Consider the following 14,717-nt stretch of genomic DNA (forward strand, 5'->3'; position numbering starts at 1 on the left):
TATGGCTACGGCGTTATTGATTGTGCATGTGGTGCTATGTCTCGTGCTGTGCGGGGTGATCTTGTTGCAGCAAGGGAAAGGGGCGTCGATCGGAGCCGCGTTTGGGGGTGGCTCGCAAACGATCTTCGGCGGGCGGGGGCCTGCCACTTTTTTCCAAAAGATGACCACGGGCGTGGCGCTCTGTTTCTTGCTGACCGCGCTGGGGCTGGCGCGGGTCGCGCGCACCACGATGGAGGTCAACAACTCGGTGATCGAAACGGTCCCGGCCGCCGATGTCGCGCCGACGCCCGAAGCGTTCCCGGTGCCGGAGGCCGCGCCCAGCGAAGCGCCGACCGAGCCGACAACGCCCGCACAGCCGTAGCAATGTCCCTTCTCCCTTTGGGGAGAAGGACAGGATGAGAGCCCATGGCATTCTCCCCCTCACCCCGCCGTCCACCGAATGTGGACGGCTACCCTCTCCCCAAAGGGAGAGGGAGAATAAGGAAGGATGCGTAACTGGCCGCGGTGGTGGAATTGGTAGACACGCATGCTTGAGGGGCATGTGGGGCAACTCGTGGGAGTTCGAATCTCCCCCGCGGCACAACGATTTTCCGCGAGGTAAATCGTCCTCTATTTTCCATTTTCTATTCTTCTATTTTCTGCTGTTTCGTGCCGTTGCTGTGGGCGGAAAATCGGGAAAATAGAAAATGGAGAATAGAAAATAGAGGTTTTCAAAAGAAGCGAATAGTCAATCTCCGCCCTCCTGAATCATGCTAATACCATCTGCATGTCCCCCCGCGTGTTGAAATGGATTTGTTTGGTTGTGCTGGGCGTGTGGGTGGTGGCGTCGCCCGCGCATGCGACGGAGTCCATTCCGCGGACCGTGCTGGCGATCTACGACGATCGGCGCTTTCCCGACCACTTCTTCACTTCGATCCATCAACACGCCGAGGTCTGGCTGAATCACTTGGGCCTCATCGTGCGCTATCATCCGCTCAGCCGGCCGCTGCCGCGCGCCGCGGAGTTGGAGGATGTCCGTGGCATTCTGACCTGGTTTGCCGGGCGCGATGTCGTGGCGGACGGTGCCGCGTACTGCGCGTGGCTCGACGCCCAAGCGACGCGAGGACGCCGGATCGTGATCCTTGAAGAGCCGGGCGTGATGTTGCCGGGGACGCGGCGGATGTCGCCGGCGTGCGTGCAATTGTTGCATCGACTCGGCGCCGATTATGATGACGAATTTTCCGACAATCCATTTTTCTGGGACGTCGTGACCAAGGACTCCGCGATGGTGGAGTTCGAGCGGCGACTCGATCTGACGGAACCGCTGACGTACAACCGGTATCGTGCCGCGTCGGCGGCCACGACGAGTTATTTGACGGTGCGCCGTCGGGACTTGGCGGACAGCGACGCCGCGTTGGTCTTTACCAGTCCGGCCGGCGGCTTCGTACATGCCGGGTATGCGTTGTATGAAGACACAGAGCTAAAACGGATGCAGTGGCGACTCCATCCGGGTCGTTTTTTTGCGGCGGCTCTTGACCTACACGGATTACCACGCCCCGATGTGACGACCGTGAATGGGCGGCGGATCTTCTATAGCCATATCGACGGCGACGGCATCTTTAATGTCTCGCATCTCGACGGGCAATCGTACGCGGGCGAAGTGATCCTCCGCGAGATCGTTCGGCGCTTTGCCGACGTGCCGATCACGGCGTCGCTGATCACGGGTTATTTCACACTCGCGAATTATCAAGGGCCGCGGATTACGGCGTTGTATCACGAGCTGTTGGCGCTGCCGAATGTCGAAGTGGCGGCGCACGGTTTTGCCCATCCGAATCACTGGGGCAAACGGACGCTCGCGTTGCAAATCCCCGGCTATCAATTCGATGTGGCGACCGAGACGGTCGGATCCGTGGAACGGCTGCGGGAGTTGCTGCAGACGTTGCGGATCGACAAGCCGGTCCGACTCTATCAATGGACCGGCAATTGTCTTCCCGACGAGGCCACGCTGACTGCGGCCGCGAGCGCGATTCCGCTCACGCTCAATGGCGGCGATAGTCGGATCGACCGATGGCATCCGAGCACGGCGTATCTCTTTCCGATCGGGATCGAACGCGGCGGCGCGCGGCAGATTTACACCAGTATGCCGAACGAAAATGTCTTCACGAATCTCTGGTCGGGGCCGTATTACGGCTATCGCGATGTGTTGGAGACGTTCACTCGTACCGAAACGCCGATTCGCCTGAAGCCGCTGAATATCTACTACCATTACTATAGCGGCGAGCGGGAGTCGTCCGTCGCGGCGTTGCGCCAAGTCTACGATCAGGCGCTGCGCGAGGAAATCTTTCCGCTGTGGGCGAGCCAATACACGGCGCTGGCCAACGATTTTTACCGTGTGCGGATGGAACGCCAGGGCGACGGCTTTGTGCTTCACGACCTCGGCACGTTGCGCACCGTGCGTTTCGACGACGAGCCGCGCTCGGTGGATTTCACGCGTTCCCACGGAGTGCTCGGTTTTCGCCATGTCGCAGGATCGCTCTATGTGACGCTCGACGCCATCGCGGCGGCGCCGTTCATCGCGTTGACGCCGACGCAACCGACGCGCGCGTATCTGGAGCAGGCCAATCTGGAAATTCGGGACTGGCATGCGGATGCGGTACAGGTCCGGTTTGCCAAGCAGGGCTGGGGGCGCGGGATCGTGGTGCTGGCGGGGATGACACCGCAGCGCCGCTACCGAATACAGCGCGGCAGCAGCGAGCAGACGGTCGACGCGGATGCCACCGGGCGGCTGACGTTGCACTTCCCGGTGGCGACGTCTTTCCGGCGATCGGAAACGGTACACATCGATGCGACGCAGTAGGCTCACGTTATTGGGATTCTTCGGCGCGATCGTATTGGTCGCGACGGTGCTCTATCCACGCGCGTTTTTCCTCGGCTACATTTATGAGGGACGCGCGGAGCTGGAGCGCGCGGAACAGGCTTATTTACGCGGTTTGGCCGACCGGCCAACGGCGAAGCCGCTGCTGTTGCGGCTGATCAATTTGTACGAACGAATGGGACGCCCCGAGCAAGCGGCGCTGTTGTGGGAGCGTTTGGCGGCCCACCGTGCGACCGACTGGCGCATTGCGACGCAATACCTCGATTTCTTAGAACGGCAATCCGATCCGGAGGCCGTGTATCGCGCGCAAGTGCGCGTGGCGCGCAACTTTATGGCAATAAAGCGATTTCGTCGGGAACGCGTCGAGGCATTGCTCTACGACGCGTATCGCTATGCACGCTGGACGCAGCGACGCGACGAGGCCTACGCCTTGTTGGCGGACTTGGAACGGGTCGCGCGCGATCCGCAGCCGTATCGGGAAGCGCGCGAGGGAATGGATCGCGGCCGGCAGGACCGCGCGGCGGTGCGCGCGGCGTTGGAACGACAGGTCGTTGACACGCCGGATGACGTTGGGTCGCGTCTGGAACTCGTCAGCGTGTTGCGCGATGGCGCTGCGTTGGACGCGGCGCGACGGGTCCTCGACGAAGGCTTGCGTCGAGCGGTGGGCAGTGCGCCACTGTTGCGGGCAAGTGCCACGTTGGCCATAGCGCAGGGCGATTTATCGCGAGCGGTGACGGATCTCGAGCAATGGGTGCAGCAGTCCGGCGCGGGAATGGCGGAGCGCCGCGATGTGTGGCGCGAATTGGCGAGTCTCTATCGGCGGCAGGGAACGGCCGCGTCAGCGGAGGCGGTGTATCGCACGTTATTGGCACAGGACCCGCGCGATCAACCGGTGTGGCAGGATTGGATTGCGCTGTGGCTCGATGCGGCGCAGCCGCGCCGCGCAGTGGTGGCGCTGCAGGAGTATTTACAGCACTTTCCCGACGATCACGAACGGCAGCGGCTGTTAGTCGATCTGCTTCTCTATGAATTGCACGACGCCGCGCCGCTCCCTCTCTATTGGCGCTATGTAGCGACGCATCATGATCGGCGACGCGCGCTGGATGTGGCGCATCTGTTGATGAGCCGTCGCGCCGATACACGCGCCGCCGCGTGGTTGGCGCAAATCGCCGGACTGTGGCCGCGTTGGCCGGAAATAGTGGAGCTGCGGATCGAGGCGTTGCGGCGTGCCGGGCGCAATGCGGAGGCAGTGCGGATCGGGCGTGTTTTTTTGCAACAGGCGCCCGCGCATGGTGGTGTGCGGCGCGCCGTGGCGGCGTTGGCCGTGGAGCACGGAGATTTCTCGAGTGCGGTGCAGGATTATGTCGCACTCGCGCGATCGCATCGCGCCGACGCGGCGGTACAGCAAGAGGCGGCGGAACAATTGTTGGCGCTGGGAGAGCCGGAGACCGCGCGACAACTGTTAGTCGCCGCGACCGCGCAAGCGCCCGCGCACGCGGCGCTCTGGTTTTGGCGCAGCGAGGCGGAAGCGGCAGTGGCGCAGATGAAGGCCGCGCGCGCCAGCGCGGCGCAACTGTTGAGCGTCGCGGGCTCGGCCTTGCCGCGTGACCCGCTCGTCGCGCAACAGTGGTTGAAGGCGAAAGTCCGTTTGGCCGACGTCGGCGCGAAGCGACTCCCGCGCGCGTTGTGGGCGGATTACGAAGCCGCGTTGGTGCGATTTCCGCAGCATGCGGACTTGGTCATCGATGCGATCGATCTGTTGTTGGCCGATCGGCAATATGCGGCGGCGCGGCAACAGTTAGATGGTTTTGCGCAGCACTTTCCGTTGCTGCGCGCGCAGCGGGAGTGGTTGGAGACGCGTTGGTGGATTGCGACGGCGCAGTGGGACCGGGCCGTTCCTCGCTTAGAGGCGCTGTTGGCAAAGCCTAGCGCGATCCCGCTATTGCCGAGTGCGCGGAGCGCGTTGCAGCGCGATTTGGCGGAAGTCTACGGCCGCTCACGACGCTGGCGCCAGGCCGTGCCGTTGTGGGAGCAGGTGGGTGCTGCAACGGGCAACCGGCTCGGCGCGGCGGACGCGTTGTGGGCGTTGCATGCCGAACACGATGCGCGGCTGCGCGCGGTCTCGCACGTCACGCGCTATGGCAGCGACACGATCGTTGCGGAGGAGTTGGGGTATCGCCAGGAAATCGGCGCGCGATGGGCGATTGCGGCCGATGCGGAGCTCGGCCATTTGCAGAGTGACGGCGGGGCCTGGCGCACGGCCGGCATCGCGCGGATTCACGGCGTGACTGATATCGGCGCTATGTGGCGAGTCGGTGTGGGACTCGGAGGCGGAAGCAGCACCGCGCGCCAAGTCGTGACGCCGTCACTGATGCTGCGATTCGCGCCATCCGATCGGCTGCAACTGTCGCTGGCCGGAGAATATCACGGCTTGCGCATCGATCTGCCGTCCGCGGTGCAGGCCGGTACGGCGCAGGATCGCGGCGAATTGCAGTGGGAATATCGTCCGTGGCGTCGTGTGGTGTTGAGCGGGCGCTACGAATATCGGCATCTGCACGCGAACAGTGACGGCGCGGCGGCGGACGAGCACCATTTCGAGCCGGCCGTGGCGATGATCGTGACCGAGCGACCGCTATTCAGTGTCGGGTACCAATTCGGGCTGACGCAGGTGGAGGATCGCGGCAACTTCCTCGCGCAAGTCCCGTTGATTGCGCGGAGCCGCGCCCATTACCTGACGGCGCAGCTGGCGCATCGGCTCCGCAATCATGCGTTGCTGGAGGCGGGCATCTTTCTGGGAGAGGATCCGAGCCGTGGCCTGCATCTGTTGCAAGGCGAGCTCTTCGGGGTCCGCACGCGGGCCGAAGTGCCGCTCTCTTCCTGGCTTGATTTCGCATTTGGCTACCAGTATGGGCAGGAAACACGCACGCAGCTGGCCGGTCGCAGTCATGACGTGCAGGTCGGATTCTCCGGCCATTGGCAATGAGCGGATCATGACGACGACACCACACATTTTACTGATCGACGACGAGGTCGATTTTACCGAGCTCACGGCGGCGTTGCTCCGTTTTTACGACTTTACCGTGACGACACTCAACGATGCCGCCCACGCAATGGCCACGCTCGATCTGCAACCGGTGCAATTAGTGGTCACCGACCTGATGATGCCGCAGGTGGATGGAATGCAACTGATCCAACAGCTGCGGGAGCGGCCCACGACGGCGACCGTCCCGATTCTCACGTTGACGGCGAAGGTCTTGACCGACAGTGAACGGAAATTCTTACTGCAACACCGCGTCGTCGTGCTGACTAAGCCGTTCGAACCGCAACGCCTCGTCGACCAGATTCGCCAACTCCTATGCAGTGGTTAAAGGCGTACGCCGCGTGGTACGAAATCCCGCTCGCGTTCGGCCTGCTCGTCGCGCTGAATCAGCTGGTCTGGCCGGAGTGGCCCGGCTTTCTGGAGATTGACCCGCACCCGTATTGGTTGCCGATTCTGCTGTTTGGATTCCGTTACGGGATCACGGCGGGTGTCGTGAGCGGCAGTCTCGCCGCAGCGCTGTATCTGGGATCCGCGTGGCATTCCGTCGATCCGTATCGGCTGGAAGATTTCAGCTTCTATTTTTTGCCCGGCACGTTTGTGTTGCTCGGCGCGCTGATTGGTGTGGTCACGGCCCGCGATCGCGCGCGCATCGCGCAATTGCAGGCGGAGAATGCGCAGGCCGCAGCGGGATTGCAGCACGTGCAGGAAGAAGCACGCACGCTGGCCGACGTGAATCGCGGCTTGGAACAGCGCATTGTGTCGCGGATGTCGACGCTCGTTACGCTGTACGAAGGGGCGCGACGATTGGACGCGACATCGCTCGAAGCGCTCTATCCGGCGTTGCTCGATTTTATTGCGAAGACGCTCGAAGCCGACGTGGCGGCGCTGTATCTGCGCGACGGCGCGACCTGGCGTTTGCATACGTCGCACGGCTGGCGCTCCGAAGAACAACGGCCACGGAGTTACGCGTGGAACGAAGGGTTGGTGGGGCGCGCCGGGGCGTTCGGTCGCGTCGTCAGCGTGCGCGATGTGCTGAGCGACGAAGTCTTAGTGGGCGGCGCGTTGTCGTCCAGCGATGCGGTGATGGCAGGCCCGCTCTTTGCGGGCGAGGGCGGCGATCCGGTGGCGATCGTCGCGATCCAGCAATTGCCGTTGACCCAATTTCACAGCGCCGGGATCAATCTGTTCAGCTTCCTGCTCGGCTGGGGATCGCGCGCGATCGGGCGTGCGCAGTATGTCGAGGCATTGAAGGCCGGCGAAATCCTCGATCCGGAATTCCAACTCTATTCCGCCCGCTATTTCGCGGCGCGGGCCGAACAAGAATTCTTGCGTTCCCGCACGTATTATCTCCCGCTCGGCATCGTCTTGGTGCAAGTGGAAGGGTTGGATGGTCTCCGCGTCGCACAGCGTGATCGGTTGTTGCTGGCCTTGGCGCAACTGTTGAAAGGCTGCGTGCGCGATCTCGATATCGTCGCGCGCTACGGGGCCGCGGAGATCCCGTTTGCGATGTTATTAATAACGGCGACGGAACAACATGTGGCGCAGGCTTGCGCCCAATTCCGCGAACGCCTCACGAGTTTCCGTTTGCACGCGGTCGGCGAGGGATTTGATCGGATCAGGATCCGCGTCGGTGCGGCGAACTTCACGCCTGCGATGCACGAATTGGCGACGCTCCTGCAGGCGGCCCAACAACGTTTACTGCACAGTGACGACTATGCCGCCGCCGGATGAGTGGTTCCCGCAGCGTGCTGCGGGACTCCATTCCCCTCTCCCCCTTGGGGAGAGGGGTGGGTGAGGGGGAGGGGCACACGACATGGCATCGCTACGAATTGACTGGAAACCGCGCTGGCGTCCGTGGCTCGCCGTGGTGTTGGCGGGTCTCTGCGAGTGGCCGTTTCTCCAGGCCTTGGGAACCAACGGACGTTGGATCGAACAATTTCCCGGGTCTGCGCTGCTCTGGCATTTGGTGGCGGTCGGCGTCCTCTTTCTGTTCGCGGAACCACGAGGCCGAAGTTATTTCGCCCCGGAACGCCGTCACGCCCAGTGGGGCGCATTGAGCGTCGCGTTCCTGCCGCTGATCGGATGGGGTGTCGCGGTTGGGCTGACATGGTGGCGTCATGCCGTCGGCTCGGCGTCGCTGGACGACGCGCTCGATCCGATGGGCGCGTCGGATCTGCTCACGGCCGTGCCGGCGGCGCGCTCCGCACGTGAGCGGCGTCTGCAAGTGTTGGAAGGCCTCGACGTGCTCCCGTTCGCTGAAATCTTGGCGGGCACCGACGAGGCCTTGAAGCGCGGTGCGGTGCAGCGGCTGGCGGTGTTGCGGACGTCCGACGCGATTGCGTTGTTGCTGCATCATCGGCGCGATCCGAATCTCAGCATCCGTTTTGCGATCGCGGCGACGCTCGAACAAATCAAAAAAGACTTCGACGAGGCGCTGGACGCCGCGCGCCAGGAATTGCGCCGTGGGCCGTTCAAGGTCTCGGCGCGCATCCTGATGGCGAAGGTGTATTGGCAATATGTCACGTCGGGACTGCTCGACCCCGAGACCGCGCGCGCGTACACCCAGGAGGCGCGCGAACATCTGACGGCCGCGACGCGAACGCCGTATGCGAACGCCTCGGCCTATTGGTTGCTGGTGGAGTTGCATCGCCGTGCGCGCGATTGGTCCGCCGCATTGACAGTGCTCGAGCAATTGGCCGCGCAGCCGGAAATGGATTCGGTCGCCGTCCATCAGGCCCGCGCGGAATGTTTGTTTGCGGACGGCCAATATCACGCCGTGCCTGCGGCGATCGCGGCGATCCCGCAAGTGACCGCCGGCGAAGCGACGTGGCGGAGTTTGGGGCAATGGTGGGGGGTAAAAGGGGTGGCTGGCGACTAGTGACTGGTGACTCGTGGTCCGATCCCCAGCCACTAGCCACCAGCCACTAGCCACCAAGAATTTATGATCGATCTCATCACCATCCGCCGGGAAATTGAGGAGGGGAGCGAAGACGCGCGCTTTGGGGCGTGGCTCGGGCTGTATCGCGCCGAGGCCGAGCCTGTGCAAGCGGTATGGGAGCAGATCATCCATGGCGGCGATCCGATCTTGAAAGTCCTCTGTTGTCGGTTCCTCGCGCATATCGCGGAGCCGCGCGCCACGCAGACATTGCAGGATTTATTGCGCGACGCGAATCCGGTCGTGCATCGCGCGGCCGCGCAGGCCTTTGTCGAAAATCGCGATCCACAAAAAGACGCACAGCTACTGCCACTGCTGACGTTGAGTACGGGGCCGGCACTCGAATTCGCTATTGAGCAGTTGGCGAAGGGCGGACATCGGGAAAGTCTCGACTACCTCTTAGCCCTGTTGCCCCACGCCGAGGAGGCGTTGTTGCTCCACGTATTGCGCGCGTTGCGCCATTTCCCGGAGCCGCGCTTGTTGTTGGACTTGCGACCGTGGTTGGCCGATCCGCGCGCCGTGGTGCGGGTGCAAGCGCTGCTTGTCGCGGGTGCCGTCTATGCGGCCGGGAGCGGCGCGGCGCATGCACTGTTGCGTGCGGCAGTGCGTGATGCCGACGGTGCGGTCCGCCAAGCGGCGATTTGGAGTCTCTGCCAGCGACCTCGACGCCGCGACGTGCCGGTGCTGCTGGCGCGGCTCACCGCCGATACGTCCGCGCGGGTGCATGCCGAGTGTCTCCGCGGGCTGGCCCATTTCCCCAGTGTCACGGTCGTCGCAACCTTGGTCCGTGTCGCAGCCACAACGACCGCACATCATTTGGCATTAGGCGCGGAGGGGATCTTGTTGTCGTTGCCGCCGCGCCTCGTGGCTCGCGGCGTGGCCACGCTGTATGCGGCGCCCGAATCGGCGGTACGGAGCAAGGCCATACTGTTGGGGGCGCAAGTGGAACGACGATCCGCACGCTATTTGCGCCGCTTGACGAATGCGTTACAGCAGGCCGCGTCGGAGCGGGAGCAATTGTTGTACATCGAGGCGCTCGGTATGCTCGGAGCGCCGCGTGCGATTCCCGTGCTCGAACCGCTGCTGACGGCGAGCCCGTTGCTCGCGTATGCCGCGCTCGGCGCGATCCTGCAGTTGGTGCCCGCCGACGCGACGCCGCAACTCTTTCAGTATCTCGCGATCACGAGCGCGCGTCCGATTCTACAACAGCAAGTGCTCCGGGCGTGCGTGCGGCGCGTGGCGTCCGGCCGCATACAAGACATCGTCGTGACTCCGCTCCGCACGTTGTTGCACTCCCCGGCGATCAATCTCTGCTATTTGACCATCCAGATTCTTGCCCACATCGGCGATGCGACACTCGTGCCGGAAATCCTGGCCCGCTGCGCGTCCGAAGCCGATCCGGGCGTGCGCGCGCATTTGCTCGAAGCGGCGCATCCGCTCTTCACGCAGCATCCTGCCGCCGTGATTGCATGGGCGCGTTCGGCCCCCGTCGCGGACGATGTCGTCGTGGCCTGTCTGCAGGTCTATCAAACGTTGGACCCGACGGCCGTCGACGGGAATGCGTTGGCGGAGGCGATTTGCGCCGAACCGTGGGACGCCGGCTCCGTGGCGTTTGCGGCCTATGCAGTGCCGTTGTTGGTCGCGTTCGTCGGTTCAGGACGGATCGATATGGTCCGCCTGATGGAATGGCTGCTCGCAACGGACGTGCGCCGGGCCTGGTTGGCGCGTTTGGTGCTCGCGTTGCAGGAAACCCCGGTGCGGTTTGCGCTGCCGCTCGAGACCGTCGTGACGTGGATCGAGTCGCACCGCGATGCAACGCGTCGTGTCTTGATCGAAATGCTCAGCTTCAGCTCGCAAGCGGACGCCGTGGGTTGGCTGGCAACGCGCTTGGGAGACGAGACCTGGTCGCCGTGGCACGCCGATGTCGGCGCGGCGCTGCGCCGGATGCTCGCAAACGCGGCATAAGATATGATCGATGTCTGTCTGATCTTGGAAGGGACTTATCCGTATGTTGCGGGAGGCGTCGCGACGTGGGTGCATCAGCTCGTCTCGGCGATGCGTGATTTGCGCTTCGGCATCGTCTATATCGCGCCGCAATCCGATCCGACGCGCCGGGCGAAATACACCATTCCGCCGCACGTCCTGTTTTTGCGGGAAATTTATTTGCACGATTACGTCGTCGAGTCGACGCGGCGCCGCGATCCGACGGACGCCGATTTCGCGCAGTTGGCCGCGTGGTACGACGATCTCGCGCAGGCGCGCTACGATCGCTTTCCCGCGTTGGTCCGCAGTTTCCAAGGCGATGCGCGCTGCTTCGACCTGCCGACGCTCTTCGGCCATCGCGCGATCTGGGATCTGCTCTGCCGCTGGCACTTGCGCGTGGCTCCTAGCGTCTCGTTCCTCGATTTCTTCTGGACCTGGCGCGCCACCCATTTGCCGCTGGCGCAAGTCTCGATAGCTGCGATTCCGCCGGCACGCATTTATCACGCTGTCTCGACCGGCTATGCGGGATGGTTCGCCGCGATGGCCAAGCTGCAGCATCACGCGGCGATGTTGCTGACCGAGCACGGGATCTATAGTTACGAACGGCTGCTCGAAATTTCTCAGGCGAATTGGATTTACGAAGAGGCCCAGCCGCGCGTACGCGCCGCACGCCAACTTCCGTTTTTCAAGCAGTGGTGGGTCCAGCTGTTCCATGTGTTGAGCGGCGTCGCGTATGCGCAGGCCGATCAAATCTTTACGCTGTATGAAGGCAACAAGACGCAGCAAGTGCTGGGCGGCGCCGCACCGGAAAAGATCGCGATCATTCCCAACGGCATCGACCTGGATCGCTTGCTGCTCGTGACGCGGACGCGCAGCGCGAAACCGCAAATCGGCTTGGTGGGCCGCGTCGTCGCGATCAAAGACGTGAAGACTTATTTACAGGCCGCGCAGCGCGTCTGTGAAGCGATGCCCGCAGCGCACTTTTTTGTGATCGGCCCGGCCGACGAAGAGCCGGAATATGCGGAAGAATGTCGCCGTCTGGTCCGGCTCGCGCGCTTGGAGGATCACGTGACGTTCACTGGCCGCGTCGATCCGCTCGAGTATTATCGTTTCCTCGATCTCGTCGTGCTCACCAGCGTCTCGGAGGCGCAACCGTATGTGATCCTCGAAGCGAACGGCGTCGGGATTCCGGTCGTCGCGACCGACGTTGGCGCGTGCCGCGAGATGCTGGAGGGCCGCGGGCCGGACGATCGCGCGCTCGGCGTCAGCGGCCTGCTCACCGAACTCGCCAATCCAGACGCTACGGCCGCCGCGATCTTGCAATTGCTCCGCGACCGCGCGCTGTATGATCGCTGCGCCGAGGCCGGCCAAACCCGCGTCCGCCGCTACTACGACCAAACCGATCTGCTGAGCCGCTATCTGAATTGGTACGAGCGCTATCTGTGAGGGGGATAATTGACGTTGACTACGTATGCTCAATACGTATGATAATCGTATGGCAAAACCGATTACGCTGAGCTTCACCGAAGCGACGATTGCGCGGATGAATCAAATGCTCGCAAAAGGCGCGAAGAGCGCCTTCATCGAACAGGCGGTTGTCGAGAAGCTCGACCAATTGCAACGACACGCCGCACTCACGACCCTCCTCGACACGGTCAAGACCGTGCGCCGCCGCGCCCGAGGCGCCGCCGTTCGTTTGTTGCATCGCCAACGCCGCACACACTGACCATGGATTTGCCGCCACTTATCGTGTTGGATGCCTCTGTGGTTTTGACGCTGTTGTTGAACGAGCCGGCCGCTGCGGATGTCGCAGCGCTGTTGCACTTGTTCGTGCGCGGCCGGATCACTTGTCTGGTGCCAGCACTGCTCTCGTATGAAATCGCCAATGCACTACAACAAAAAAGCGTCAGCCGATCGGACGGTGTCATAGCGACCACGCTCTATGCGCAATGGATGGCCTTCAGAATCCCACAGCGAGATCCGCAGCCGCAGGAAACGGCCATGGCATTTCGCATCTTGGGTACGACCCGCCGGCAGACCTATTACGATGCCGTGTACCACGCGATGGCCATCGTCCAGCAGGGGACACTGCTCACGGCCGACCGCCGCTACGCCCGCGCAGCCTCCACCCACGGCCATCTCTTGACGCTCGACACCGTCCCGCCGCTGATCCGGCGATGGCAAAAGTGATGCGCTCAACTGGTGACCGCGCTTCACGCAACTTATTTTCTGTGCCGCCGATAATCGACCAATATGCGATTGAACCTGTCAACCAGTCCCCGCAGGTGGGGGAGTAAAAAGAGCGGAGCCCGCGATGCCATTGTTCAGTAAACGTGGATATCAACCGATGACCGTGCGGACGGCGCTGGAGACGCAACCACATGTCGGAAACGCGGCAGCGCGACGTGAGTGGCTGGGTGGTTTGGACCGAGCACAGGGGAGCAAAGGGCAGCGCATGGTCGCGCAGATCGTCAGCGAGGCCCGCGCGGAGGGGCTGCAATTGGCCCCGTTGCCGGCGCGATGGGCCGGACTCCGCCGATGGCAAGTGCAACGGTGCGATGCCGCGCGATTGTTCGAGATGGTGCTCCACACCACGGATCCATGGACGGGGGGCCTGGCACTCGATGAAGTCGTGCGACAATATCAGAACGGCGACAGGGTGGCGGTCTCGGCCGTAAAGTTGCTCTTAGAGGACAGCCCGTTCTCGTTCGCGCGTTCCGGGGCTGGGCAACAGTTGTTTGCCACGCTGGTTGCCGCAGCGGCGACGCAGCGCAACGCGGCGATGCAGGAACAACACCGTCGAAGCGACCCGGGTCCGGCCGAGTTGGATGAACTGGCGATCGCGACGGAACGCGCGTTGCTCACCGTAGTGCAGGATGGTTATCGGGACGTCCGTTCCGTTCCACTGTTGCAAGCGATCGCGCGCACCAATCCTCTTGTTATCGGCATGGTCTATTTCACATGCTTGATTCGCACCGCGGTGCGTTTCCCGACATTGCTCGACGCCGTCGGAACCATTGCGCAAGCGCGGTCGGACCTCGGCGTCATGCTGTTGGAGGCGTCGGAGTTTGCCCCAACGGTGCACAGCTTTCTGACCGATTTGCTGCACGGGCCAGCATCGGCTCTGGAAATTCCGGCATAATGTGGCTGTTCGTACGAGCAGTGGGGTGTACGAAGCTTTTTGAAAGATCATCTCTGCGAATGCATCGATGTTGCTTTCACGCCCTCAGCGGTTGCCGGCGCAATGCCTACCGCGTCTCCAGGACCTCAATACGGGCGGGATCGCGCAAGATGCGGGCGCATTGGTAGTCGAACGGCGCACTGTACAACGTGAGGATCTGCTCCGCGACCCAACGTGGATCGAGCATGCCGGTCACGTCGCGTCGGCTCTGCGCCCAAAACGGCGTCTGCATCCCTGAAGGGCCCGCGACCAACACCCTGCCGACGCGTTCGTCCAGCGCGACCGAGTTGGCCAACATCCCGAGGCCTGCTTTCGCTGCGGTATAGATCGGCTCCAAGCGACGCGGTGTCCATTGCGAGGTCGACGTGATCGCGATGAAGCCGGGCAAATCGACTTGCCGTTGTAAGAGGCGTTGCAGTAACAGAGCGGGTGCCAAGAGCCCGACCCGTTGCATGGTCGTCAACGCGACGTCGGACAACTCGCTGATACGGCCCTCTTGGTAAAACCCGGCGGCGTAGACGAGCAAATCAACGCGTGGCACGGCACGGAGCAATTGGTCGAGCCGCGTGCCGAGCGTGGGCTTCGCCAAGTCGAGCCGATAAAAGGTCGCAGCGGCCGTCCCAGGGTTCTGCCGCCCAGTGATCGTGACGTGATAATCCTTTGCCAATATATGCGCGAGCTCCAATCCCAATCCGGAACTCCCGCCGATGATCAACGCTTCCAT

12 protein-coding genes and 1 tRNA gene are annotated in these 14,717 nt (G+C 62.9%); 12 read left to right on the forward strand and 1 reads right to left on the reverse strand.

From position 1 onward, the window contains the following. Nucleotide 1: 1 nt before the first annotated feature. The 12 genes from secG (at nt 2) to HY696_02140 (ending at nt 13,954) form a co-directional block, all read left to right on the forward strand. Nucleotides 2-361, forward strand: a complete 360-nt coding sequence (secG, locus tag HY696_02085; GenBank protein MBI4237192.1) for a preprotein translocase subunit SecG — start codon at nt 2-4, stop codon at nt 359-361. Nucleotides 362-498: 137 nt separating this feature from the next. After that, nucleotides 499-580: transfer RNA gene (locus HY696_02090), tRNA-Leu, on the forward strand. A gap of 198 nt (nt 581-778) precedes the next feature. Continuing rightward, nucleotides 779-2,836 (forward strand): hypothetical protein, encoded by a 2,058-nt coding sequence (locus HY696_02095; GenBank protein ID MBI4237193.1) that lies wholly within the window; start codon nt 779-781, stop codon nt 2,834-2,836. Next, on the forward strand, nt 2,823-5,837 hold the full coding sequence (locus HY696_02100) for a hypothetical protein (GenBank protein ID MBI4237194.1): 3,015 nt from the start codon (nt 2,823-2,825) through the stop codon (nt 5,835-5,837). Before HY696_02095 ends, HY696_02100 begins: the two co-directional genes overlap by 14 nt. Nucleotides 5,838-5,844: 7 nt before the next feature. Continuing rightward, on the forward strand, nt 5,845-6,222 hold the full coding sequence (locus tag HY696_02105; GenBank protein MBI4237195.1) for a response regulator: 378 nt from the start codon (nt 5,845-5,847) through the stop codon (nt 6,220-6,222). Further along, nucleotides 6,210-7,625 (forward strand): diguanylate cyclase, encoded by a 1,416-nt coding sequence (locus HY696_02110; GenBank protein MBI4237196.1) that lies wholly within the window; start codon nt 6,210-6,212, stop codon nt 7,623-7,625. Before HY696_02105 ends, HY696_02110 begins: the two co-directional genes overlap by 13 nt. An 82-nt stretch (nt 7,626-7,707) precedes the next feature. Beyond that, entirely contained in the window at nt 7,708-8,772 is a 1,065-nt protein-coding gene (locus HY696_02115) for a hypothetical protein (protein MBI4237197.1), read from the forward strand. A gap of 63 nt (nt 8,773-8,835) precedes the next feature. Further along, complete coding sequence (locus HY696_02120) at nt 8,836-10,794, forward strand: HEAT repeat domain-containing protein (protein MBI4237198.1); 1,959 nt, start codon at nt 8,836-8,838, stop codon at nt 10,792-10,794. 3 nt (nt 10,795-10,797) lie between these two features. Further along, nucleotides 10,798-12,258, forward strand: a complete 1,461-nt coding sequence (gene pelF, locus HY696_02125; protein MBI4237199.1) for a GT4 family glycosyltransferase PelF — start codon at nt 10,798-10,800, stop codon at nt 12,256-12,258. 49 nt (nt 12,259-12,307) lie between these two features. After that, on the forward strand, nt 12,308-12,538 hold the full coding sequence (locus HY696_02130) for a hypothetical protein (protein MBI4237200.1): 231 nt from the start codon (nt 12,308-12,310) through the stop codon (nt 12,536-12,538). An 8-nt stretch (nt 12,539-12,546) separates the two neighbouring features. Next, a complete protein-coding gene (locus HY696_02135) occupies nt 12,547-13,002 on the forward strand; it encodes a type II toxin-antitoxin system VapC family toxin (GenBank protein ID MBI4237201.1) in 456 nt (151 codons plus the stop codon). A 124-nt stretch (nt 13,003-13,126) separates the two neighbouring features. Next, nucleotides 13,127-13,954: a hypothetical protein gene (locus tag HY696_02140; protein MBI4237202.1), complete on the forward strand. Its 828-nt coding sequence runs from the start codon at nt 13,127-13,129 to the stop codon at nt 13,952-13,954. A gap of 106 nt (nt 13,955-14,060) precedes the next feature. Here the strand turns inward: HY696_02140 and HY696_02145 are convergent, their stop codons facing one another. Next, nucleotides 14,061-14,717: an SDR family oxidoreductase gene (locus HY696_02145; GenBank protein MBI4237203.1), complete on the reverse strand. Its 657-nt coding sequence runs from the start codon at nt 14,715-14,717 to the stop codon at nt 14,061-14,063.

It is taken from the genome of Deltaproteobacteria bacterium, assembly GCA_016210045.1.
Classification (GTDB): domain Bacteria; phylum UBA10199; class UBA10199.